The organism is Paenibacillus sp. V4I3 (assembly GCF_030817215.1).
Taxonomy (GTDB): Bacteria; Bacillota; Bacilli; order Paenibacillales; family NBRC-103111; genus Paenibacillus_E.
Genome location: NZ_JAUSZA010000001.1, coordinates 3,544,585 through 3,568,146 on the forward strand (window position 1 = coordinate 3,544,585; position 23,562 = coordinate 3,568,146).

Here is a 23,562-nt window from a genome sequence, read left to right on the forward strand (position 1 = left end):
ATTCTTAAATGGCGTATAGTTGGGCTTAGATAACGCTGCCGGAACTGTTATCTCGCTGTCTATTCAAGAATGGTCATTCTTAAATGATATTTTAATGGGAAGGAAAGAATTCTGGATGACTCTAATATTCACTTATCAAATTTGGGACTATAAAAGAATAAAGCTTGAGGGAGGGGTAAACAATGACGTTTAAGATGAAGAATGCTTCCAGCCATGAAAAGGATCAGGGTGTTATGAAAGAAGGTTTGGTTACCTTTCTACTCGGTATAACGATCGTACTCGTCATCATGAACACGATGATGTTTAATTTGGCTTTACCTGCTGTTTCAAAAGACTTTCATCTTTCTGCTTCATCTACATCGTGGATAGTGACGGGCTACTCCATTGTTTTCGCGATGGCATCCATTACGTATAGCCGATTAGCTGATTTCATTCCAATACGAAGGCTCTTTATTATAGGAATATTATTTCTCAGCCTTGCGGCAATCGCCGGATTGTTCAGTAACAATTTTATCATGCTGCTATTCGTTCGCATTCTACAAGCAGCCGGAGCAGGTTCAATCCCAGCCTTATCCCTAAATTTGATTTCACGTTATGTGCCAATTGAGCGAAGGGGTAAAGCAATGGCTCTGATCATGTCTTCCATTTCGCTTGGTCTTGGTTTAGGACCGGTCGTAGGTGGAGCCATTGTCCAATACCTAGGCTGGCATATTTTGTTCGCCGTGACGGCAGTTACTTTGCTGTTAGTGCCTTTCTTTGTAGTGCTCATTCCTAAAGAAGAGCCGCGGAAAGGGTCATTTGATGCCCTAGGCGCATTGTTTATTGGCGTTGGAACGACAGGACTGCTTCTTTTCTTAACGAACCATTCCTGGTTCATGCTCATAATTGGGCTTATCGCTCTTGCCTTATTTATCGTCCGCATCCGATCTGTTAAAGAGCCTTTCGTACTCCCATCGCTATTCCTGAATCGGTCTTTTCTCATTCTAGGAGCTGTGGGGATTGCAGCTTATCTATGCAGCTTCGCTACACTATTCCTAATGCCGCAGATTCTTGTTAAACAGTATGGCTTAAGTGCTATTCAAGCCGGGCTTGTCATTTTTCCAGGCTCGATATTAGCCGTGTTCGTATCCCGACGGGTTGGCCGTATCATTGATGCGCGTGGAAACAACACGATTATCAGATTTCTACCGTTGTTCCTTCTTGCTTCCGTCATTTTGTTCGCCTTGTTCGAAGGAACTTCATTTGTTTCGATCATGTTGATTTATATGCTAATGAGCGTTAGTATAACGATTTTGAATAGCAGTGTATCCAATGAAATGTCTAGAATATTGCTGCCTTCTCAGATTGGATCTGGACTCGGTCTGTTTCAGCTTCTCCAATTTTTTAGCGGAGCCTTCGGTGTTGCTATGACAGCAAGTGCCCTAGTTTGGCAGAAGAACATTCCTCAAGCGAGTGCTTATAGCAACATCTATTGGGGACTGGCGATAATTGTAATCTTATCCATCGGTTGCGCAATTGGTTACCTCAGATTGACTTTGAGAAAAGTAGAAATGGCCTAAGATTTAAATAAGACTCACTTTTTGGACATAATACTATCAAAATTAATCTCAGGGGAGAAGATAAATCATGAATGCAATTAAACAAAGTGGGGCAACAGCAGAAACAGTTGAGACTTCTTATATTGAAGCTGACGGAATACGATTCGCATACCGGACTTTCGGTAAACCATCCGATGTTCCGCTTGTATTCTGCCAACGTTTCAGAGGTACCATGGATGATTGGGATCCTGCTTTTGTTAATGCATTAGCGAAGGAACGTACGGTCATCCTGTTCGATAGCGCAGGTGTAGGATTTTCTTCAGGAGAGGTAGCAGAAACTTTCTATGGAACGGCGAAATTCGCAGTCACATTCATTGAAGCACTTGGTCTTAAACAATTGGATCTCCTCGGCTTCTCTATGGGAGGTTATATAGCCCAGCTAGTAACGCTTGATCGCCCCGACTTGGTCCGTCGTTTGATCTTGGCAGGTACAGGAGGTGGAACGGGGGAAGGTACACAGTCTGGCAAACCTGAAGTGTTCGAAGTTGCTTTTAAGCCGGTTAACGAACCGGAGGACTTCCTTTACTTGTTCTTCGAACAGACGGAAACGAGCAGAGCGGCAGGGCTTAACTATCTAGAACGGCTTGCTAGAAGAAAAGACGATAGAGCGCCGTTAGTCAAGCCTGAATCGGTACAAGCGCAAATAAAATCAGCTGTGGCTTGGGGAACGAACTCAACCTTCGACCGACTGGGAGAGATCAAGCAGCCCGTTCTTGTAGCTAATGGAGATCATGATATTATGGTTCCGACTATCAATTCTTATATTGTGTCCCAGCGAATTCCTAATGCACAATTGATCATTTATCCGGATTCCGGTCACGGATTCATGTTCCAATACGCGGATTTGTTTGCCGAACATGTTTCCATGTTTCTAAATAGAGATTAATTCGACTAAGTACGATAACACAAAAAACCAGTCCAACACCATTTTTCGTGTTTTGGCTGGTTTTTTGTTATTCGGGTCGTATAGTCTTTGATTTTTGCTGTGAGATTTTGCTGCGAATCAGATAAAGGATAAATAACAGCGGGATATACGCGTAAATAAAATAAAATCCAATCTCTGCAACGTTCTTTCCTAACCAATCAATCTTAACGCGATCATTGAATGGTAGTGTGGCTATGAAGATTGCTATCAGTATCAGTAATAGTGACAACGTTGGTTTAAGATTCGTAACTCTTTTTATAATTCTAGTACAGCTCCAAACCGAGAGACAAAGCATGGGGATAATAATAATAAGCCAGATACATATAAAAATAAATTCAACCCTTGCAATAAGTGAAAACTCAATCACTTTTATCATCACCAAAGTTGGCCAGTAGGTATGCCTTAATAACCCCTGACTAAAATACATGAGGGTTACAATCGTTAGTGTGGAGTACTTGAGTGTGCTTAAAAATAAACCGAGATGGGCCCATTTTACATTTTTCTCTGGGGCTTTTATAAATGGAAAGTAAATGAGTAAACCTTCGAATCCCATGAACATGATGCCTGAGTATTTAGATGACGTTGAGCAGATCTTTCATAGAATGATTAAACACAGGCAATAAATTGTCGATATGCCCAAACTTGATATTGAAGTACATTAACAGCGGTAAAAGCGTGGAGAAAATAACACCGAAAAAACAATACCCGGCTAATACTCGAAACCCTCCGGAAACAATGTAGTAGATGATACAGATGAATAGGAATGCCAGAATCCAGGTTCTAAGGGTTGGAAACATCCAAACTTGTATGATTTCGATGTAGCCGCGAAAGACCGTTAGAGCCAGTATAAAATAATATCCGACCATCACTAAAGAAACGGCATTCCCAATGAATTTACCAAAAAGTATGCGATGTAAGTCGATGACATCTTTGGCTGGATTGCCAAGCATCCTAAATATCATCCAAATGATGACATGAAGGCTTAATCCCATAAAAAGAACTGAAATCCAAGTATCGTTGCCAGCAAAATCAAAAATTAAATGTTGAAAACTTAAAGCACCAACCCCGACCAAAGAAGCATGGATGAGGAAAAATACAAAAAAGCCGGAAATCAAGTGGTTTTCCTTAACCACGTTCTGCACTAATGCCCAACTCCCAATAATAATATTTTAACTTCTGTCTGAACATCAAATTTTAAATTTGGGTAAATGTGAGCAGTGAACTCTTGCTCATTCCAATTCCGTTGGTGAATGCTATTCTGATGGCCTAACCCAATTGGATCTACAAGATTCTTTTGGGAATTTTCCAGCATAGTCTTGATATCGGTTGTTAAGTTATTTTCGATTTGCTTCTTTAGTTCAAGCATATCGTTTTTATTTTCAAAAACGTTAAAGGATGCTGGATAATCTCGGATGTCGATTTGGAGATCAAGTGATATCACAGCTTTTTCATTTATTACAGACATTTTTCGTTTTGAATCAATAATTTTAAATGAAATTTGTTCGTTTTGATCATTTGTGAAATCATATATGCCTGACGTGATGTTGGCTTTATGATCTTTAAGGAGTTTAATAAATAATCCTTCTTTATTTGTCAACAAAAGCTTTAATTTTTCACCCTGAAAAATACCTGCACCGTCCATTTGTAAAACACCTTTGGGGTTTTTAACCAAAATGGGCAAATAAACATCTTGTCCTTCTCCAAAGTAATGATCAAGAAATAAATGGCCATTTGTTGTAGGCGTATTCCCAGTGTCCATGTTTTGTTTGATTAGATTTGATAAATAGATGGGTGGATATTTTAAAGTTTCAGATAATATATCTCTTGCCAGATCTGTTGTTAAAACAATTGTAGAGCGATTACTAATAAGGGGATCACGAACTACGGTACTGGCAAGCTCTGATATGCCTCTTCTGGCCATTTTTTCACTAATAACCAATGTCCGTAATTGACCGATTGCTATAGGGTGATCCGATTGCGTAGTGAAAGGTGTAAGTATCTCATTAAATGATTTAACTTCTCCATTAAATAGAAATAATCTAGCTTTTTTTTCATACGCCGTATATGTACCGCTAACCTTAAATGTATCTCCTTGCAAGTCGCATCCAATACTTTGTATAAGCTTAATCCGATCTATAATTTGTTCTTTTGCGCATCCCGATAATAGGAAGCAAAAGAAAAGGAGGGAGACAAATCTATTCATGCCGCTAGTTCCCTTACTTCGTAATTTATTCGTTGTTGTAATCGTTACTAATATCGTTATTTTTCTTTACCTTATATCTTTTGATCGAGAGAGGACGTAGAAAACGAGGTCGATTAAAAGTAAGACTGAGGGAAGATCGAATAAAACTATCTGTGAAATCACGGAAACGAAATGGGAACATGGGAACAATGTAGGGAGTACCCAAAGATTTTAATCTCAACAAATGGCCTAAAAGAATCACTAACCCGATCATAATGCCTAACCCACCCCATGCTGCCGCCAAGCCCATCAAAGGAAACCTCAAAAAACGGATCGTGTTAGCCATTTTGAAAATGGGTGTGGCAAAAGAAGAGAGGGCCGAAAGAGAAACAATGATGATTAATATGTTGCTCGTGAGAGCGGCTTGCACGGCTGCTTCTCCGAGTACGATACCGCCCACAATCCCCAACGTTTGTCCGACTTTGGTTGGCAATCTGGACCCAGCTTCACGTAACATTTCGACGGTTAATTCCAACAGCAATACTTCAATAATCGGCGCAAAGGGGACATTCGTTCTTGATTCGATAATCGGGGCTAGAAGAGATTGCGGGATAACGGAATAATGAAAGGTTAACACGGCAACATAGAAGGGAGATGCAAGAATGGAAAAGGCAACTCCCAAATACCGTATGCACCGAAAGAATGAACCCAAAACCCATGGCAGATAATAATCTTCGGGTGAGAGGAAAAAATCAAACACAGTGGTAGGTCCTGATATGACATAAGGAGAACCACTGCTTAATATGGCGACTTGACCGTTAAGAAGATTAAATTTTGTCCTGTCCACACGTTCAGATGACATAAATAAAGGGAATGGTGAATTTGCGTTATCCGCTATGATTTGGTCAAGAACCGAACTATCAAATATCACATCAAAATCAAGATCCAAGAGCCTTTGTCTTACTGTATTTATATGCTGGGGGTTGCAAACACCGTCTAAATAAACAATTATTACTCTCGTTTGTGACAGAGAACCTATGATATGTTCCTCAAACATAAGTTTATCCGATATAATCTCTTTTCGGAGTAAATTAAGGTTGGTATCGATATCTTCGACAAAGCCGACTTTCGGACCAATTACGCTGTATTCGTTATCCGCTTCGTTATTACTTCGATACCCTCGTTTTAGATCCGCAATATGGATTAAGAGCCCTTCATTTAAATCAGGTTCCATCTGAACATAAATGAAGCCTTTAATCAAGCTTTGCGAAATCTCTTCCAAATTTGATGATAACGTGATTTTCTCAAGGGGAATCATATTTTTTAACGCATGAAGAGTATTAATTTCTGCTTCTGAGATTTGAATATGGTGGAGTAATTCATGATGAATGAGTTCCTGGTCTACAATGGCTTTGCAATATGTAAAATGAAACCGTTTGTCGTGAATAGTATGGACAGATTGTTCAAAATCATTCGATTTGAAGGTATCTTTCAAAACCGTGTATATAGTTTCCGGAATTGGAATCAACACCTCTCAGTAAGATCTTCCACTTATTATGAACTTAGATACAGAAACTATCCGTAAAAAAGAGTTCGATCGACAGCAGGAGAAGGGAATAACCTCTGAATAAAGAAATAAACAATAGCAGGTATTCTAAACGGGAGGCTGAACATGGGAAAAACGTTATTTCATCGGCTGCTGCTTTCGTATGTACCGATCTTTTTTATCGTGGTCACGTTTACGTTTTTCGTATTTTTTCAGCTGCTAAGCGAGCAAAGCCGGAAGGAGGCGCTGAACGCCAACAAAATGTTGTCACTGCAGGCGATGCGTCTGATCGACACCTCCCTGAAAGCGATTGACAATATGGTGATGACCGAATCGATTAACAATAAGCAATTGATTGATTTCTTTAATAATGACGCAAAAGATAACGTTTACATCAATATAAGTGCGGTGAAAAAAATGCAGGATATGATCTCTTCCTATCCAATTATCGATTCGATCTATTTGGTGCGTTTTGAAGACAATTTCGTTCTCAGCAATGCGACAAGTGATCAACTCAGCAATTATATGGACGAGCCGTTCATTAAACGAGCCATGGCTCCACAGGTGTCCAAACACTGGTCGGGCGTTAGAGACTTTGAGCAGTTTACGGTGAAAGGCAGCAAGCCTGTTGTTAGTCTTGTCCGGGGGGCGCCGTTCATTACGAGCGAGAAAGGTATGATCGTTGTCAATGTGGCGACCGATTCTTTGCAAAAAAATATCGCCGACCTCTACGATTCGAAAGCAAGCTTTATCGGGGTTCTGGACGCTTCAGGCAACGATTTGTTTAAAGATTCAAGCTCTAATAAACAAGCAAGGGTATTCTCCAATTACGTATCGAGCTATACGGGATGGTCCTATCAAAGCGGACTTGTCAACGGCAGGGTGTTTCATATCGTCTCATCTCTGTATAACGTGTGGTTTATTATCGGGATCGTGATGATTGTGTTTGGATTCATATGGCTAGTTTATGTGACCAGACGCAATTCAAAACCGCTTGAGCAGATAGTGGCGCGTATTCGCGGTTACCGTCTTCCGCTGTCAGGTAGTTTGTCTAAGGAGGGCGGGGATGAGTTTTCGTTCATCGAATCGGCGCTCGTAAATATTATTGAGCAGTCCAATCAGTATCAGCAAAAGCACAAAGAAGACATGCATCTTCGAACGAAGTATTTGTTTCATCAGCTTATTGAAGGCGGTACGGGATTAACCGTCGATGAGTGGATAGAAGAAACGAGCAGTTTGCAGCTTCCGCGCCCTTCCGACGGACAAGTGGTGCTTGTGATCGAAATGGATAAATACAATGACTTTTGCCGCCAATACTCGCGCATAGACCAGAATCTGCTTAAATTCGCGCTTCGCAGCGTCATTCAAGAGCTTGCTCCCAAGCATGAGCTCGAGCTGTGGGCAGAGTGGACTTCCGCGTCTCAGCTCAGCGTCATGGTGTTCGTCGACAGCGAGGAAGAGACCAGCGAGCATTCTGAGATTCTCGAGCTTTTTGAGAGCGTTCGTATATGGACGCAGGATAACTTGAAGTTTACGGTAACTATCGGTATCGGTGAGCAGGTTGTACAACTTACCGATGTTGCAAATTCGTACAAAGAGGCGCTTACGGCGCTGAAACATAAAATTGTGCTCGGGGAAAACCGGCTCATTACAAGCAAACACATCGCAAATCACGGCCAAGCCGAAGTGTTCTCGCATCTGAACGCGATTCGCTCCATTGTCCAGTCGTTTAGATTGCTCGAAGACGAATGGGAGACAAAGTACGACGAGCTGTTTCGCGAAATGAAACAGGGGCTGCTGACGAAAGATGAAATTACGAATCTGATGAATTATTTAATTTACTATTTGGGCCGGGAAATGGCTGGCATGACCAAAGAGTTTCAAGAAATATGGGTACGGGATGGTTTACCAAAGCTGAGTGAAACCATTGATCATTGCCATTCTCTCGATCAAATGCGGGAAGAGACTATAGTCGTGCTGAATAGTCTGGGTACCGTTTTGCAGGAAGCGCAGGAGCAGCGTCTGCATGCAGCTACGATTCGCGATATGCGAAAATTCATCGAAGAACAATACGCCAATCCGAATATGTCGCTCGATTATCTCAGTTCAAACTTCAACATCAATGCCAAATATGTAAGTAAGCTGTTTAAGGAAGAGACCGGGCAGAAGTTCGTCGACTTCCTGATCGATATCCGCATGCAGGTTGCGCAGCGTCTCCTTACGGAATCGCAAGCTTCCATGCAGGAGGTAGCCGAACAGGTCGGTTATACGAGCGCGATTTCATTCAGCCGCGCGTTTAAGAAAGTGATTGGCTGCTCCCCCAGCGAATTCCGCGAGGAAGCGGCACGTAGGGAGACTGGGTGAAATTGGTTAAGCGGTAGAAAAGAGTTTGTAGAGCTTGTTCACCTATCCGTTTAATATTGGTTATCAAGCAGCAGCTCCGGCTATTAACCGGAGCTGCGCGTATTTTCAGGCTATGCGAAAAAGGTTAGGGCCACGATTCTTGTTTCTTGCAGCATCCTGCTATCGCACTCTAGTATTAAGATATGAAGCGCCATCAGCATTGGACGAAAGGAGAAGGAGCTAATGTCAATCATCCAAAAGGAATTAAGGACGTCCATACCTCCAAACAACAGCAAGCAGCATAAAACGGTATTGCCCGGCAGCAAGTCATCTTTAAACAACGTTGGGAAAAAAATGAAGCGTCACTGGCAGTTATATTTGGTTGTATTACTGCCGCTTCTTTATTTGGTCATTTTTAAGTATATTCCTATGGCTGGTGTTGTCATTGCTTTCAAAGACTACAACGTCATCAAAGGCATTTGGGGAAGCCCCTGGGTTGGTTTGAAATATTTTGAACAATTTTTTGAATCGCCGAATTTTTGGTTGTATATGAAGAATACGCTCGGCATCAGTACGTACGGTTTGCTTGTCGGCTTTCCGGCCCCGATCCTACTGGCGCTGGCTTTGAATGAAATACGCAACGGATTTTTCAAAAAGAGCGTACAGATGGTCACTTACGCGCCTTACTTTATTTCAACGGTTATCATGGTGTCCATTCTCATCGTAACACTGTCGCCAAACGTCGGAATCATCAGCAAGTTTCTGCAAATGCTCGGCGTGGAAAACACAAACTTCATGGGTATTCCCAGCTTGTTCAAATCGATCTATGTCTGGTCAGATGTTTGGCAGTATACGGGTTACGGTGCCATCATTTATATAGCGGCTCTTTCAGGCGTTAACCCTGAACTGTATGAATCGGCGAAAGTGGATGGCGCGTCCAGACCACAGAAGATCATCAATATCGATATCCCGAGTCTCATCCCGGTATCCGTCATCCTGCTTATTTTGAATTTAGGCAACATTATGAAGCTTGGCTTCGAAAAAATATATTTGATGCAAAATCCACTTAACGTCAGCACGTCGGAAGTCATTTCGACCTATGTGTACAAGGTGGGTCTGCTTAGCTCCAGTTTCAGCTTCTCAGCAGCAATCGGCTTCTTTAACTCAGTCGTCAACCTGATTCTTCTCGTAGGTGTCAACTATATAGCCAAGAAGCTGTCCAATTCGAGCTTGTGGTAACGGACGGAGCTGCAAGAACCCGTTGTTACGCACAATTCAGGAGCGTCAGTCCGCAGTAAGGAGGATCATTTATGTTAAAAACGACAACGATTCGGGAATCGCAGGGCGATCGGTTGTTTCTGCTCGGCATCTACGTTCTATTAACAGTGGTGCTGATAGTCGTCCTATTCCCGCTCATTTTCATCATCAGCTCATCGTTTAGCTCGCCGCAAGCTGTCGTATCCGGTAAGGTATGGCTGTTTCCGGTCGATTTTACACTGGAGGGCTATAAAGCAGTGTTCCGCAATCCGCAAATCGTATCCGGTTACTTGAATTCGCTCTTTTATGCAGTCGCCGGTACAGCTGTTAACGTTGCATTGACCGTCATGCTTGCTTATCCGCTGGCCAGAAAAACGTTCTACGGCCGCAATTTTATTATGGTGCTTCTAGTCGTCACGATGATGTTTGACGGAGGGCTTATCCCGTTCTATCTGGTCGTGAAAAACCTGCATATGCTCGATACTCGCTGGGCGATGATTTTGCCAGGAGCGATGGCGGTGTTTCAGGTTATTGTCGCTCGCACCTTTTTCCAGACAACGATTCCCGATGAGATCGCCGAAGCTGCTGAACTTGACGGCTGCAGCGACATCCGGTTCATTACCAGTATCGTGATTCCGCTCTCCAAACCGATTCTGGCTGTGCTAACGCTGATGTATGCTGTCGGCCATTGGAACGCTTACTTCGATGCCTTGATTTTCCTGAAATCGCCGAATTTGTTCCCTCTGCAGATCGTGCTGCGCAACATTTTGATTTTGAACACGATCGATCCGACCATGGTGTCCAAAGTCGACCAGATGCTGGCTCAGCAGGGGCTGAAGGACTTGCTCAAGTATTCGCTTATCGTTGTTGCGAGTGCCCCCGTGCTGATCATTTATCCGTTCGTGCAGAAGCATTTTGTTAAGGGCGTCATGATTGGTTCATTGAAAGGGTAGCGCTTTGGCGGCCAAGCAGCCCAATTAACATGAAAGGTGGTGGTGAGTTCGTCGTGCAGCTTAGATTACTTCCTTTGGGTTCAAATGACATGGTTCGATAAAACGGGAGGAGTCGTCTATATGAAAAAATGGAATAAAGCTTACATGGGTACGATGGGGGTAGCATTAAGCTTTTCGCTCGTTTTGAGCGCTTGCAGCACAGAATCAGGTACGCATGCAGCAAACACACCTTCAGGCAGCGCGCCTGTTGCTAGCGATGTGTTCTCACCTGTTGGACAATACCCGATCGTAACGAAACCGATGACGATCAAAATGTTTGCACCTCAGCTCGCCAGCATCGAGAATATGGAGACCAATACATTTACGAAATACGTTCAGGACAAGACAAACATTCAAATTAAATGGGACCTCGTACCTGACAAAGCACTTAACGACCGCAAACAGCTAATGCTGGCAAGTGGCGATTATCCGGAAGTAATTCTACATGGGTCCTTGACCAAAGATGAGCAGATGAAGTACGGCAAACAGGGCGTATTTATTACGCTGAATGATTTGATTGATAAATACGCGCCGAACTTCAAGAAAGCGATGGCCGATCTGCCTTATCTGAAGAGCTCGATCACGGCGCCGGATGGCAACATTTATGCGCTTCCGCAAATAAACGAATGCTATCACTGTAACTACGCCCAGAAGCTGTGGATTAATCAATCTTGGCTGGATAAGCTCGGGCTGAAAATGCCGACAACAACGGATGAGTTTTACGAGGTGCTGAAAGCATTTAAGGAAAAAGATCCGAACGGCAACGGTAAAAAAGACGAGATTCCGCTTACTGGTTCCGACGACATGTGGGCAGGAAACATTGCCTCCTTTCTGATGAACTCGTTCATTATCGACGACCAGGTGGACAAAGACAGCGGCACGTTCCTCCAGTTGAAGGACAGTAAAGTGGATTTGGCCGCCAATAAGGCAGAATGGAAGCAGGGATTGCTGTACCTGAACAAGTTATATAAGGAAGGACTAATCGATCCAGCGTCATTTACGCAAAATTCCGACGCGATTCAGCAGTTGGGCAACCGCCAGGACGCAAATGTGATGGGAGGCATTACAACGGCTTTGATCAGTTACGCACACTCGCCGGACGAAAAGCACCCGCGCCATAGAGAATACGTAACTGTTCCTCCACTCAAAGGACCGAACGGTGTGCAGCAAGCAGGGTATTTTGCGGGAGTGGGCAGCTCGCAGATGGCGATTACGAATAAAGCAACGAAAGAACAGCAAATTGCCGCAATCCGTTTGGCCGACTATTTGTACACGGAAGAAGCAATCGTACTTGAAGAGCGCGGTCCGGAAGGCCAAGGATGGCGCAAAGCGAAGGACGGCGAGCAGGATATGAACGGCAAGCCGGCGAAATATGCCATTATTCCGAAAGCTGAAACCAAAACGACGCACAACGATGGTTGGGAACAGATCGGTCCATCTCTCCGAACGTTCCAATACCGCGATTCGTGGGCAGCCCTTCAAGATCCTTTTGCTGAAGGTGCATACGAAGTTAGACTGAAGCGTGAATCGGCGAAATATGAACCTTACCAATCGAAGATGATGTATCCGTCCAGCGTGTTCATCGCACTGGAAGATGCGGAAGTGGCAGCCCAACTGAAAACGACAATTCGCGATTACATTAAGTCCAACATGGCGCAGTTCATTACGGGCAGCAAAGACATTGAGAAAGATTGGGATAGCTATGTAAAAGGTTTTGACGGCCTGCAGCTAGGCAAGTATATCGAAATCTATCAAAAGGCAATTGCCAAAAAGTAATACGATAGTTTCATTATGTTCCGCCTTCGGATCTGATTTGATGGCGGAACTATGCGATTTCTGACTGCTATAGATAAGGCGATTATCATATAAATGAAAGAAAGTGAGTGTGGCTCATTCATGGATACTGATGTTTTAGCGAAACCGACCCTTCAGCAGATGGCCTGGCAGGACTTGGAGCTTGGTATGTTTTGTCATTTTGGCATGAACACGTTTTGTGATCAGGAATGGGGAGAGGGCACGGACTCACCACAAAAGTTCAAACCAGCGCAGCTGGATGCGCGCCAGTGGGTAAGGACAGCAAAGCAGGCCGGATTTAAATATTTTGTTTTGACGGCCAAGCATCATGACGGGTTCTGCTTATGGCCAACGAAGACGACCGATTATTCGGTTAAGTCGAGCCCATGGAAATACGGACAGGGGGACGTCGTTCGCGAAGTGTCCGATGCCTGCCGGGAGGAAGGCTTGCAGTTCGGTTTGTACTTATCGCCTTGGGACCGACATGAGCCTTGCTATTCGGACAAAGCGGCATACGACGATTTCTATGCGGAACAATTGACTGAGCTGTTGACACAATACGGTCCGCTTGTTGAGGTATGGTTTGATGGGGCGGGCTCTCAGGGACGGGAGTACGACTGGCAGAGAATTATCGGACTTGTCACACAGTACCAACAGGATGCGATGGTGTTCAATATGGGACAGCCGACGATTCGCTGGGTTGGAAACGAAGACGGCGTTGCCCCATATCCGTGCTGGAATACGGCGGAGAGCGCAAGAGAGAGTATGTTCACAAGCGACATGCTTACTTGGATGGAAGGAACTACGTCATGGGTGCCTGCAGAGTGCGATGTGCCGATCCGCAGACGCCATTGGTTTTGGCATCCGGACGACGAGAGCAGCCTGCACAGCTTGGAACACTTGATGGATCTTTATTACCGCTCAGTAGGGCATGGCGCGACACTGCTGTTAAACGTGGCTCCTGATGACCGCGGTCTACTGCCGGAAGTGGACGTGCAGCGTGTAGTCGAACTGGGCGATGAAATCCGCCGGTTTGATGCTCCGCTTGCCGTTACAACAGGAGGAGGAACGGAAGTTACGCTTTATTTGGAGGGAGAGCAATCCGTCGACCACGTCGTTTTGATGGAAGACATCGCACACGGCGAGCGGGTACGGGAATATGTGCTTGAAGCGAAGTGTAAAGGCAAGTGGGTGGAGCTTGTAAAAGGAAGCGCCATCGGTCACAAGAAAATCGACAGATTTACAGCGGTTGAGACAAGCGAACTGAGAGTCCGGTTTACCGCGTGCGCCGCAACGCCGATTGTACGCAAATTTGCCGCTTTTTCGGTAAACGGATACGAAGGTTGAACGTTAATCGATGATGAATACTTGGAGGTATGAAGATGAAAATCGGGCTTAGTTCTTATAGTTTGCTGCAGGCGTTGAAGTCGGAAAAAATGACAATTCTGGACGCAGTTCAGTGGGTGAAAGACAACGGCGGCGAGCATCTGGAGATTGTTCCGTATGGCTATACGCTTGTGGATAACCTGGAGCTGGCGGATGCGCTCAGAGATAAGGCGGGATCGGTTGGCATCGACTTATCGAATTATTCAATTCCCGCTAATTTCGTGCAGGGGACGGAGGAAGAGTTCGAAGCGGAGATGGACCGCATCAAGCAGCATGTTGATCTTGTGCATCGATTGGGCATGAGGCATATGCGCCATGATGTTACTGCCTTTACACTGCCTCCGGAGAAAATGACAATCAAATACTTTGAAAACAGTTTACCGCTCATCGTTCGGGGAAGCCGAATTATTGCCGATTATGCGGCAAACTACGGCATAACGACAACGATTGAAAATCACGGTTTCTCCGTGCAGGCGAGCGACCGGGTGCAGCGTGTGCTGGCCGAAGTGAACCGCCCAAATTTTAAAACGACATTGGATGTAGGGAATTTTATGTGCGTGGACGAAGCTCCACTTGTCGGCGTTCGCAAAAATCTGCCGTACGCTTCTTTAATCCATTTCAAAGACTTTTATTTCAGACCGTACTATCAAGACCCGGGAGAGGGCAATTGGTTCCGGACTACAAATGGGAATTATTTAAGGGGGGCAATCGTCGGCCATGGGGACATCGAGATCAGAGAAATCATAAAGCTGATCAAAAACTCGGGCTATGACGGCTATGTAACTGTAGAATTCGAAGGGATGGAAGACTGCGAAATCGGTTCGCGGATAGGCATGAATAACTTAAGAAGATTGTGGAATGAAATTTAGGTGAAAGACAAAGGCAGCCGTCCAGTATGGATTAGCTGCTTTTTTCGCATAAGTGTAGCAGGATAAGAGTTTCAAGTGAAAAGATACAGCCATTCATAAGCATTTTGGGGTCGGGACGGTGTTTCTGATCTCTTTGTGCTACCTAAATGTCGACAAAATAAGCGTAATACTCATCTATAATGTGACAAACATTTATCCAATGCAAGCTTATAATAGATATATCAGAATAAGAAGTCCTGCTACTCATTTACAGACACTTGAGAGGATGGTCAACATGGACAAGCAGTTCATAAAGAGGTTACACACGCTCAATCGTCGCGACGAATTAAGATCAAGACTACTAATTGAAGGTGTTAAACTCGCTCTCAAACGAAAAAAGAAATTGAGTTTATTAGGTAGGGTTTTTAAGAATAAAAAGAAACCGGTTATTGCTAAAGGGTGGAACTAAAGAACACGATAGCTTCATAATAATATTGTACCACTAGGCTGCCGATAAATAGCTCGGCGGCCTTTTCAGCGCGACAGTTTAATACAAATAAAACAGGGTTTTGAAGATCAGATATCGAACATATTATCGAAATTATTTGAAACCATAACTAGAGTGAATTCTCTGATCCGGAGGCAATTAAGTTTGAATAGACAACTTCTTTTTCTTTTCGCTTTTACTCTCCTCCCCATCACTGGCTGCAAGGGTAACAGTACACCTTCCGAGCCATCCCAAGCTTCCGCAACTGTTGCGGATTCGATGGTATCTCCTACAGTAAATGGAGTCCATTCATCCCCAAATCCCACCACAGTAAAAGAAACATCTAATACAACTTCTTATTCAGCTAATTCAACGACTCCGTCTGTCCCAAGAAAATTAGACGCAATCATAGGGGATATACTGAAAGACCAGACATTCCATGTCAATTTCGATAATTTTGGAGAGTCTGATTTTATATCCACTGAAGAAAAAATAAATGGAAAGAACAGACCGCATTTTTATTTCAAAAACAGGGATTCAGTGGCTGAATTGAAGTTTGATCCCGAATCGCCAGAGTCTTTTTATTCTATCTCAGCAGTCTCTTTTCGAGATGTAAGTGGTGATGGTAAGAAGGACATTATCGTGATCGCTGATTACACAACTGGTTTTGGGTATATGGGGGCAATCCCCATTTCGCAATTAATAATTTATAAGCAGACCGACTCCGGGTTTATAGAGGATCGCTCAATCGAGGACAAGGCACGCTCCGGAGTTCCATACCGAATCCTGACAGTTCAGGACGTAATGATCGGCCTGAAAACGGACCCAAAAGAAAGTATACCTAACGCCTGGCAACGATTGCATCTTGGCACTTATAAGTTGGAGGACTCAGGTGAGCTTGCTGGCTCTACGTTGACCATTAAACAAGCTTCTGGTGATGGTATTTTATTCAGTCTTGATGCTTTTTACGCATCGAATAAAGAAGCATTGAGGAATGGTGGGGTCAATATAGGCACCATTGAGACGGGTAAAGCTACCCCCTCATTTGCAGATATGATTTTCACGGACGGAAAATATGAATTATCCTTCTATATGATATCCAATACAGATCTTTATCTTCGGGACAATGGCCAAACATACTTCGGACATAACGTGTACGTAAATGGAATTTACACTCCCGTGTCCAAACCATAAGAATTATAAGTTTATATAACAAAAAAAATCCGTAAAAAAATAAAAAGCCGTCTTCCGACTATTAATTGGAAGGCGGTTCTTCTATTTGTATAAATTCAAAAGAGTATCGTCCAGCCTGGTTTCACTTGATGCTTCGTATATGAGACTCCGGCGACTTTTAGGCCGCTACGGTCGAGTAGAGTAATAATATCACCCTTGTCTCGGAAGAATGCAGGTTCAGCTACTGGGATGGACATAAACTGTCCGGGTTCGATGATGCCATGAATCTTATATTTTTGCTTAGCCTTGTTTGCGATTACCCACCCTGTCAAGTCTACAGCCCGATTGGAAGCATTTAGCAGTGTGACCGTTTCGTAACTGCCGTCTTCAGTCAGCACGACGACCCCTGCGATTCGAATGCTGCCGCCTTCCACCTGAACCGGCGTTGTGTCGGTATTAGGTACTGGTTCCTCCACAGGGCCTGTGATTACGTGTCCCGAATTATCGTCGGTGTGCCATGACTGGGACTGAAAAGCGAGGAATACGGCGATCCACCTGTCCTCCGACGGGAAGCGAATCAGCAGCCCCCCGTCCTGATAGACACCGTCGTCTTTCGTAAATGTGCCACTATTACCTTGATTCATATGAATATCGTGAATGCCGTTGCCGATTTCGAATCCAAAAATTTTGTCCGACTTGCCGTGTTCAGGACCCCATCTTTCACCGAATGCGTACATAACGGCATCATCTGTTTCCATCGCGCGTCTGATGTAGAAGTCAAGCTTCTCGTTCAGATCGTTGTCTCTTCCCGGAATATTGAAGGCAAGCGGTAGCATGTTACGGCGATCGAATAGATTGCTACGAATATAATCGAGTGCCTGTCCGTCAGGCTTGCTTGCCAGCGGTGAAAAACCAAATGGCATAGCAGACAATTCGGCTGTCGTGACATGTTGAAAATGTTCAATCGTACAGTACAACAGCTCGGATGGGCTCTGCTGCGACTTGACATTGATCGCTATGCGGAAGTGTTCGTTATTTGCGATAGCGTGCACCTGGTAATGCGGGTTCTCGTTTGTGCCGAGACGCCGGTCGTGTGCTTTGCATTTGAGCAATCCGTAGGGATGGATGGGCATAATGTTCCTCCTTCAATCCGGACTCGAAAATGTCCGTTGTTCACTCAATTAACCTTTCCACATAAGGGGGATAATTCCTCTTTCTATTCAATGTAACTTTTTGTAAACCATAATACACATAGGAAAAACACGATATCGGATGTCGGATTCGTTCAAGCTGGCGGCCATTACATCGTATTGGCTCCAGACAATTTAGCTCTCGGGTATCTTTAGTAGCACCCTTTTTTCACGATTAAATGCCATTAGAAAACTAGAAGGAAACCCACATGATGTACATATTGGAAATTTCGGTAATGCTATAGCTTTTATTGTTAAAGGTATTCCAGATTCTTATTTCAAATCAGTTAGAGGAAAGATTGCGTGGGAACATAATCCTCAAGAAAGTCCATAATATGGTAATATTGATTTAGGCTTTACACAACAATTATTTCTGAGGTGCGTTACATGGACAATTGGATCTCATTATCTAATGAACTTTATCGACATGTGTGGGATAAATTTTATGAGGATTTCAATTTTAATCCCAGTGTTTATAGTAGTGATTGGCCTTCCTTTAGTTTACCGACTCCTTATATTACTTATAAAATAACAAATTATACGGATGAAGACATAGACGACTTAGAGAGAAAGTGTGTTGCATGTCTTAAAGTAGTGACTGAGCCAGACGAATATCTGTATGCGTTAGACTGGCAGCATGAATCCTTTCATTACAATCCACATTTGGGTCCTCCCAGGACAATTTCGTTTTATCCAGACGGTGATTATTATCTCTTTATAAATAAAGATTTTTTATGGGGATATTTAGGGCATCCATGGGAACACACAATAAGTATTTTTGGCGTAGAGCTAATTCATCAGTTTGAAATCAATAGACCAAATTTGTTTGGGGAAATAATACGAAGTAGTCCATAGAGGATTATGTTAATGGTGAACGACAGCATATTAAAATTGGAAGATGTCAACCGAAGTAGTTCTGATTTTAGGAGGACCATTTGATGTGGAAACCATATGAGGAAACAAGGAAATATAAAGCTGATTTTAGAGTTAAGTACAAGTTGTATTCTCAAGAAGAAGGTGGGAGAAAGAAGCCTGTATTCCAAGGTTACCGTTCTGATTTTTTTTACGATGGAGATGAGATAAAGGACGGTATTTATGCAATACATCCAGAATTTGAAGATGAGCACGGAAATATTATTCTTGATGACATCAATCCTGTGCTTTTAGAAGGAACTGCTCTGATGTGGATTCTCTTCCCTGAAATGAGGAAAGAAGTACATGTGAAAAGGATTCAAAATGGAGTTACAGGGTATTTCATGGAAGGCTCAAAGAAAGTTGCAATTGCTGAAGTAATCGAAATCTTAGACCTACATCTAAACGCTAAGTTACTGAACTAACGGGAGGTTAGTTTAATAAAATTCAGGGTAAAAGTCTGAAAGGGGCTGGTAAGTAATGGGTTCGAGAATTATGCACCTTATTATTGCTAATCAAATAGCTGACCAATTTTCATTAAAAGATAAACCAACCTTTTTGTTAGGTGGAATTGTACCTGATGCTGTTTCTCCTAAAGATTTATCCCATTTTTTTGCCGGAAGCCATAGTGATTACTCAAGGAGTATTGATTTTGAAAAATTCATAAATAAATATAGTTCCCATAAGCATTCCAATTTTATATTGGGTTATTATACGCATTTAATTGCTGATGATATATGGCTAAAAGGCTTCTTTTTACCTTGGTTAAAAAATAGACTTGAAAATGATAAGGACGTTTTTGATAGATATCACAATGATTTCCGTTTATTAAATGGAAAGTTATTGGACTATTACAACTTTACAAACAATTTTACTCAGGTGATTACCAAAGAGGTTGAAATCGTTGAATTACAAGAAGTCACAGAAAAAGATATAGAAAAATTTCTACCTGAGGTATTTGAAGATATGAATTATGAACAAAGCTCTATTAAAGAGCAGTTGAGTGTTTTTACTTTTGAACAAATAGTTGGTTATATAGAGACTTCAGTTGAAAAAGGTGCTATGTATATTAAACATCTAATCCGATAGAAAACTAACCATTACAATTACCCGATAAATAATCGTTAAGCGCTAACGGCAAAAAATCGGAGGTTATTATAAAATCAATAAAGAGGTTGCCAAACGGCAACCCCGTATTGATCATTTAATCAACGTATTTTATTTGGTGAGCAGTTTCAAAAACTCGCGCATGAAGCCTGGTAAATCCGGCCAAGCGTGACCAGTGACTAATTTCCCATCCACACGAAGTGAATCTGTCGTATACAATGCTCCGAGCTGCTCCACATCTAAACGACAAGCGTTATATGCAGTCATGGTGCGGCCTTCAAAAAAACGATTGTCTTTTAAAGCGGAGAATACCTGTACAGCATGGCAAATAGCGCCAAGCGGCTTATCAGCTTCAAGGAAGTGACGAATAATGCGCGGAACATGCTCGTTCGAACGAATGTATTCTGGGGCTCTGCCTCCAGGAATGATTAAACCATCATATTGACTAGGATCTACATCAGCGAAAGCGATGTGTGACGGCAGTAAATGCCCCGGCTTCTCTGTGTATGTCTCCCAATCTTCGATGAAATCGTGAACGACTGTACGAAGTACTTTCTTCGTCGGTGAAGCAATGACGGCCTCGTACCCTTCCTCTAATACACGAAAATACGGGTAATAAACTTCCAGAACTTCTGCAGCATCACCAGTGAGAATTAAGATACTCTTTGACATTGAATCACTCCTTGGAATAGATGGTAACCCATATATAATTATGAATAAACCTCGTTTCGTTGTAAACGGGTGGAATTTGATACGAATTGTCGAATCGAACTAATCCGGCAGCTTCGTTAAGCGATTGGGCAGAAATCGATAAAATAATTCGTTCTATTGATCGCACCATAATAGAATTTAGATTTAGTTACAAAGGGGTGATTCTATGGTAGTTGTAAGACTATTGGAACAGAAGGAATACGATTTTTTCATGGATATGCACTATGAGTCAATTTATATATTAGAGGATAAACCCTCCAAGTATGAACTTCTAAATGCACCTAATATCAAGAAATACAGTGAGGAATGGGGAAGAAAGGGAGATAAGGCTTTAGTTGCTCTCATTGACGATAAACCCATAGGAGCTGTTTGGTATAGATTATTTGACGAGACAAATAAAGGATATGGATACGTTGATAATAATACGCCTGAATTAGGCATTGCTCTATTACCTGATTTTAAACAAAAGGGAATAGGTACGATTCTTATGAAGGAAATCAATCAGCAAGCTAGAATCGATGGTTATAAATCACTTTCTTTAAGCGTTGATCCAGATAATCATATAGCGGTTCGGTTATACGAAAAACTCGGATTTGAGTATTTTGGTATGTCGGGAACTTCTTGGATTATGAAGATAACATTCTAAGACAATTGTTAATGTCGGCTCTATGAAGAGCCGTATGCATCCCTATTAATGCTGCCATGACTTCTACTCATGTAACACATACCAAGTGCCGTGAAGTCGGATGTACCCCGTTATGATCACTGGCTTCGGTCTGAACCACCTGATAATCCATTTCAAGGCTGCACAACCTTTCGTGTTAGCGCTATGCTTTCTAGACGGTCAATGGCCCATTCTGTTAAGTGATGGGCTAAGCAAGCGTCCCAAGGGAATTGTTATGTTTAAAAAACTTATCTAAGCAAATAAAGTGATGCGACGGCTAATATTGGAACCACAAAGAGCATGATTACGAGTCGAATTGAAATTAAATCTTCGTGTGAGTACGTAGAAGTCACGACCTTTCTTATCAGCTTAATATATGCATACAATATCAATTCAATTTAAGCCTTGTCGAACCCTTTGATGAAAAAACACTACTTTTGTCAGTTTTCTTTTTGGCAAAAAAAGAATCCACTCATAGGGGGCGTAGCATACAGATATTGAATCCGTTCATGAAGTCGTACAATGTTTAAAAGCAAGAATAGATGGCATATATATTGGAATTAACATTCTTAAAAATCGGGAGAGCAGTTACTTTTATGAGCTCAGTCATTATTATAGAGGCGCAGACACTGCCGGACCTCTTGTTGCAATGGAAAACCGTTATAAAACGCTAGAGGAAGCAGCAAAAGGAGCGCTCCAAGCTGCAACGATGTGTTACCGAAGCACTGATGAAGGAGGGTCTTGGCTTAGAAACGATTCCTTTCTCCAATAAGAATCAACTCTATGATGAGCTTCACGATTGCGAAATTCCCCCATTACAAGCCGCTTATATTGCGGCTTTTTTGCATGGGATCAATTAAGGCAGCCTGCTCAGGGACGGACAGATTACTTCAAACTTGCTATTATATCGGATGGAAACATATCTGTTAGGTGTGTTGAGAAGCAGATTTGCGTTTATTACAAAGAAATTCACATATGAAACCGAAGGGCGAGGCAGCTACGAGATTATATCCCCGGCATTTTCAAAGGAATATGAGCTTTTCATTTGAGCAATCAAAGCGAATATTTGGATACTTACGAACTTGTGGCGGTGATTATGGGAATGCATGCGATTCAGAAAAGGCAGAGTGCTGCGGCAAACAACGCTTCCTATTGAATGTTGACCAAAAATAGATGTTCATAATGAACAACCTAGTTATTTTATCCAATGGCAGGTGTATCATTGAGGATGATGAATAGATAACCTAAATAAAAAGTTAGGTGGTTAAATCATGAAAGTTCTTGTTACCGGTGCTGCCGGCAATGGTGGTCAAGCTGTCTGCAGAGCATTAATTCAAGCAGGCTTTTCGGTCAGGATGGCAGACGTTATGACTCCAAGTGCGGACGATTTGAGAGAAATTGAATTCGTTAGGTGTCTGCAAATAATGGATCCACAGCAGTGTTCAAATCGCAGGTGTCTGGAGTCGTACTCGGACAAGTATTCAAATCCTCGATCGTATAATGAGGGGCTGTGGGAACTGCTGTTCCAAACACGGATCCCGTACCGTCCCACGCGTCCATGGTGATTAAGCTCATAAATGTTTTTGAACAACGAAAAACGTTAGTACGGGAATAATGATGCAATTTTTTTTCCATTTAGAATGAAAATCGGTTATTATGTTAATGAAATAATAATAGAAAGTGGGATCAATCGTGGGCCGTAAGTGGAATAATATTAAAGAGAAGAAAGCCTCTAAAGATGCAAATACTAGTCGAATTTACGCTAAGTTCGGCTTAGAAATTTATGTAGCAGCACGGAAGGGTGAACCGGACCCTGAAGCGAATCGTGCTTTGAAAGTTGTACTCGAACGGGCAAAAACCTATAATGTGCCGAAAGCAATTATTGATCGCGCCATCGATAAAGCAAAAGGCAGCTCAGATGAAATTTATGAGGAGCTTCGTTATGAGGGCTTCGGACCAAACGGTGCGATGGTCATAGTGGACGCACTGACGAATAACGTGAACCGTACTGCTTCTAGCGTACGTGCAGCATTTAGTAAAAATGGCGGTAATATGGGTGTAAACGGCTCAGTCGCTTACATGTTCGATGCCACTGCTGTCATCGGTATTGAAGACAAGAGCATCGATGACATCATGGAAATTTTGCTGGAAGCAGATGTAGACGTTCGAGACATTGTCGAAGAAGATGACATCGTAATGGTTTACGCAGATCCGGAGCAGTTCCATGCAGTTCAAGAATCATTCAAAAAGGCTGGAATTACGGAGTTTGCCATTGCTGAACTGACGATGTTAGCTCAAAACAACGTCACCTTATCGGAAGAAGGTCAAGCCCAATTCGATAAATTGATTGATGCTTTGGAAGATTTAGAGGATGTGCAGCAGGTGTATCATAACGTGGAATAACCAACAAGAAAATTAGTCTCATAAAACAACGGGAAAGCTGGTTC

General features: G+C 42.7%; 21 protein-coding genes and 1 pseudogene. 15 read left to right on the plus strand and 7 right to left on the minus strand.

The window, feature by feature from the left end; genetic code table 11:
* Positions 1-182: 182 nt before the first annotated feature.
* Entirely contained in the window at positions 183-1,559 is a 1,377-nt protein-coding gene (locus QFZ77_RS16325) for an MFS transporter (RefSeq protein WP_307441049.1), read from the plus strand.
* Between the two features lie 67 nt (positions 1,560-1,626).
* A complete protein-coding gene (locus QFZ77_RS16330) occupies positions 1,627-2,484 on the plus strand; it encodes an alpha/beta fold hydrolase (protein WP_307441050.1) in 858 nt (285 codons plus the stop codon).
* 67 nt (positions 2,485-2,551) lie between these two features.
* Here QFZ77_RS16330 and QFZ77_RS37835 read toward each other — a convergent pair whose 3' ends face one another.
* The 4 genes from QFZ77_RS37835 to QFZ77_RS16345 are packed head-to-tail and all read right to left on the minus strand — an operon-like array spanning position 2,552 to position 6,236.
* Positions 2,552-3,082, minus strand: a complete 531-nt coding sequence (locus QFZ77_RS37835; RefSeq protein WP_373462612.1) for a GerAB/ArcD/ProY family transporter — start codon at positions 3,080-3,082, stop codon at positions 2,552-2,554.
* Positions 3,083-3,095: 13 nt separating this feature from the next.
* Positions 3,096-3,665 carry a GerAB/ArcD/ProY family transporter gene (locus QFZ77_RS16335; RefSeq protein ID WP_307441052.1) on the minus strand — a complete coding sequence of 190 codons (570 nt, stop codon included), beginning with the start codon at positions 3,663-3,665 and terminating at the stop codon, positions 3,096-3,098.
* The gene (locus QFZ77_RS16340; protein WP_307441054.1) at positions 3,665-4,726 is read right to left on the minus strand and encodes a Ger(x)C family spore germination protein; all 1,062 of its coding nucleotides are present in this window, start codon (positions 4,724-4,726) and stop codon (positions 3,665-3,667) included. Before QFZ77_RS16340 ends, QFZ77_RS16335 begins: the two co-directional genes overlap by 1 nt.
* A gap of 25 nt (positions 4,727-4,751) precedes the next feature.
* The gene (locus QFZ77_RS16345) at positions 4,752-6,236 is read right to left on the minus strand and encodes a spore germination protein (protein WP_307441056.1); all 1,485 of its coding nucleotides are present in this window, start codon (positions 6,234-6,236) and stop codon (positions 4,752-4,754) included.
* Between the two features lie 141 nt (positions 6,237-6,377).
* On the opposite strand from QFZ77_RS16345, the gene QFZ77_RS16350 reads away from it, so the two are divergent.
* The 7 genes from QFZ77_RS16350 to QFZ77_RS16380 all read left to right on the plus strand — a co-directional run bounded on the left by QFZ77_RS16350 (position 6,378) and on the right by QFZ77_RS16380 (position 16,552).
* A complete protein-coding gene (locus tag QFZ77_RS16350; protein WP_307441058.1) occupies positions 6,378-8,615 on the plus strand; it encodes a helix-turn-helix domain-containing protein in 2,238 nt (745 codons plus the stop codon).
* A gap of 333 nt (positions 8,616-8,948) precedes the next feature.
* Entirely contained in the window at positions 8,949-9,833 is an 885-nt protein-coding gene (locus QFZ77_RS16355) for an ABC transporter permease (RefSeq protein ID WP_307449578.1), read from the plus strand.
* Between the two features lie 71 nt (positions 9,834-9,904).
* Positions 9,905-10,804: a carbohydrate ABC transporter permease gene (locus tag QFZ77_RS16360; RefSeq protein ID WP_307441059.1), complete on the plus strand. Its 900-nt coding sequence runs from the start codon at positions 9,905-9,907 to the stop codon at positions 10,802-10,804.
* Positions 10,805-10,924: 120 nt separating this feature from the next.
* Positions 10,925-12,619, plus strand: a complete 1,695-nt coding sequence (locus QFZ77_RS16365) for an ABC transporter substrate-binding protein (RefSeq protein ID WP_307441060.1) — start codon at positions 10,925-10,927, stop codon at positions 12,617-12,619.
* Between the two features lie 120 nt (positions 12,620-12,739).
* Complete coding sequence (locus QFZ77_RS16370; protein ID WP_307441061.1) at positions 12,740-13,984, plus strand: alpha-L-fucosidase; 1,245 nt, start codon at positions 12,740-12,742, stop codon at positions 13,982-13,984.
* A gap of 35 nt (positions 13,985-14,019) precedes the next feature.
* The gene (locus QFZ77_RS16375) at positions 14,020-14,892 is read left to right on the plus strand and encodes a sugar phosphate isomerase/epimerase family protein (protein WP_307441063.1); all 873 of its coding nucleotides are present in this window, start codon (positions 14,020-14,022) and stop codon (positions 14,890-14,892) included.
* 631 nt (positions 14,893-15,523) lie between these two features.
* Positions 15,524-16,552, plus strand: coding sequence for a hypothetical protein (locus QFZ77_RS16380; protein ID WP_307441064.1), 1,029 nt, complete (start codon positions 15,524-15,526; stop codon positions 16,550-16,552).
* A gap of 95 nt (positions 16,553-16,647) precedes the next feature.
* Here the strand turns inward: QFZ77_RS16380 and QFZ77_RS16385 are convergent, their stop codons facing one another.
* The gene (locus QFZ77_RS16385) at positions 16,648-17,007 is read right to left on the minus strand and encodes a lamin tail domain-containing protein (protein ID WP_307449581.1); all 360 of its coding nucleotides are present in this window, start codon (positions 17,005-17,007) and stop codon (positions 16,648-16,650) included.
* Positions 17,002-17,664, minus strand: a pseudogene (locus QFZ77_RS16390) (DUF2278 family protein); the annotation flags it as partial. The gene QFZ77_RS16385 and the pseudogene QFZ77_RS16390, both read right to left, overlap by 6 nt.
* Positions 17,665-18,108: 444 nt before the next feature.
* On the opposite strand from QFZ77_RS16390, the gene QFZ77_RS16395 reads away from it, so the two are divergent.
* From QFZ77_RS16395 to QFZ77_RS16405, 3 genes are all read left to right on the plus strand, one after another.
* A complete protein-coding gene (locus QFZ77_RS16395; protein ID WP_307441066.1) occupies positions 18,109-18,576 on the plus strand; it encodes a DUF2716 domain-containing protein in 468 nt (155 codons plus the stop codon).
* A gap of 83 nt (positions 18,577-18,659) precedes the next feature.
* Positions 18,660-19,058 carry a hypothetical protein gene (locus QFZ77_RS16400; RefSeq protein WP_307441068.1) on the plus strand — a complete coding sequence of 133 codons (399 nt, stop codon included), beginning with the start codon at positions 18,660-18,662 and terminating at the stop codon, positions 19,056-19,058.
* A 55-nt stretch (positions 19,059-19,113) separates the two neighbouring features.
* The gene (locus QFZ77_RS16405) at positions 19,114-19,722 is read left to right on the plus strand and encodes a zinc dependent phospholipase C family protein (RefSeq protein WP_307441071.1); all 609 of its coding nucleotides are present in this window, start codon (positions 19,114-19,116) and stop codon (positions 19,720-19,722) included.
* Positions 19,723-19,851: 129 nt separating this feature from the next.
* Here the strand turns inward: QFZ77_RS16405 and QFZ77_RS16410 are convergent, their stop codons facing one another.
* Positions 19,852-20,412: a DJ-1/PfpI family protein gene (locus QFZ77_RS16410; protein WP_307441072.1), complete on the minus strand. Its 561-nt coding sequence runs from the start codon at positions 20,410-20,412 to the stop codon at positions 19,852-19,854.
* 205 nt (positions 20,413-20,617) lie between these two features.
* Between QFZ77_RS16410 and QFZ77_RS16415 the strand changes: the two genes are divergently transcribed.
* From QFZ77_RS16415 to QFZ77_RS16425, 3 genes are all read left to right on the plus strand, one after another.
* Positions 20,618-21,097, plus strand: a complete 480-nt coding sequence (locus QFZ77_RS16415; RefSeq protein ID WP_307441073.1) for a GNAT family N-acetyltransferase — start codon at positions 20,618-20,620, stop codon at positions 21,095-21,097.
* A 1,289-nt stretch (positions 21,098-22,386) separates the two neighbouring features.
* Positions 22,387-22,680, plus strand: a complete 294-nt coding sequence (locus QFZ77_RS16420) for a hypothetical protein (protein ID WP_307441075.1) — start codon at positions 22,387-22,389, stop codon at positions 22,678-22,680.
* Positions 22,681-22,807: 127 nt separating this feature from the next.
* A complete protein-coding gene (locus tag QFZ77_RS16425; protein WP_307441077.1) occupies positions 22,808-23,518 on the plus strand; it encodes a YebC/PmpR family DNA-binding transcriptional regulator in 711 nt (236 codons plus the stop codon).
* The last annotated feature ends 44 nt before the right edge of the window (positions 23,519-23,562 follow it).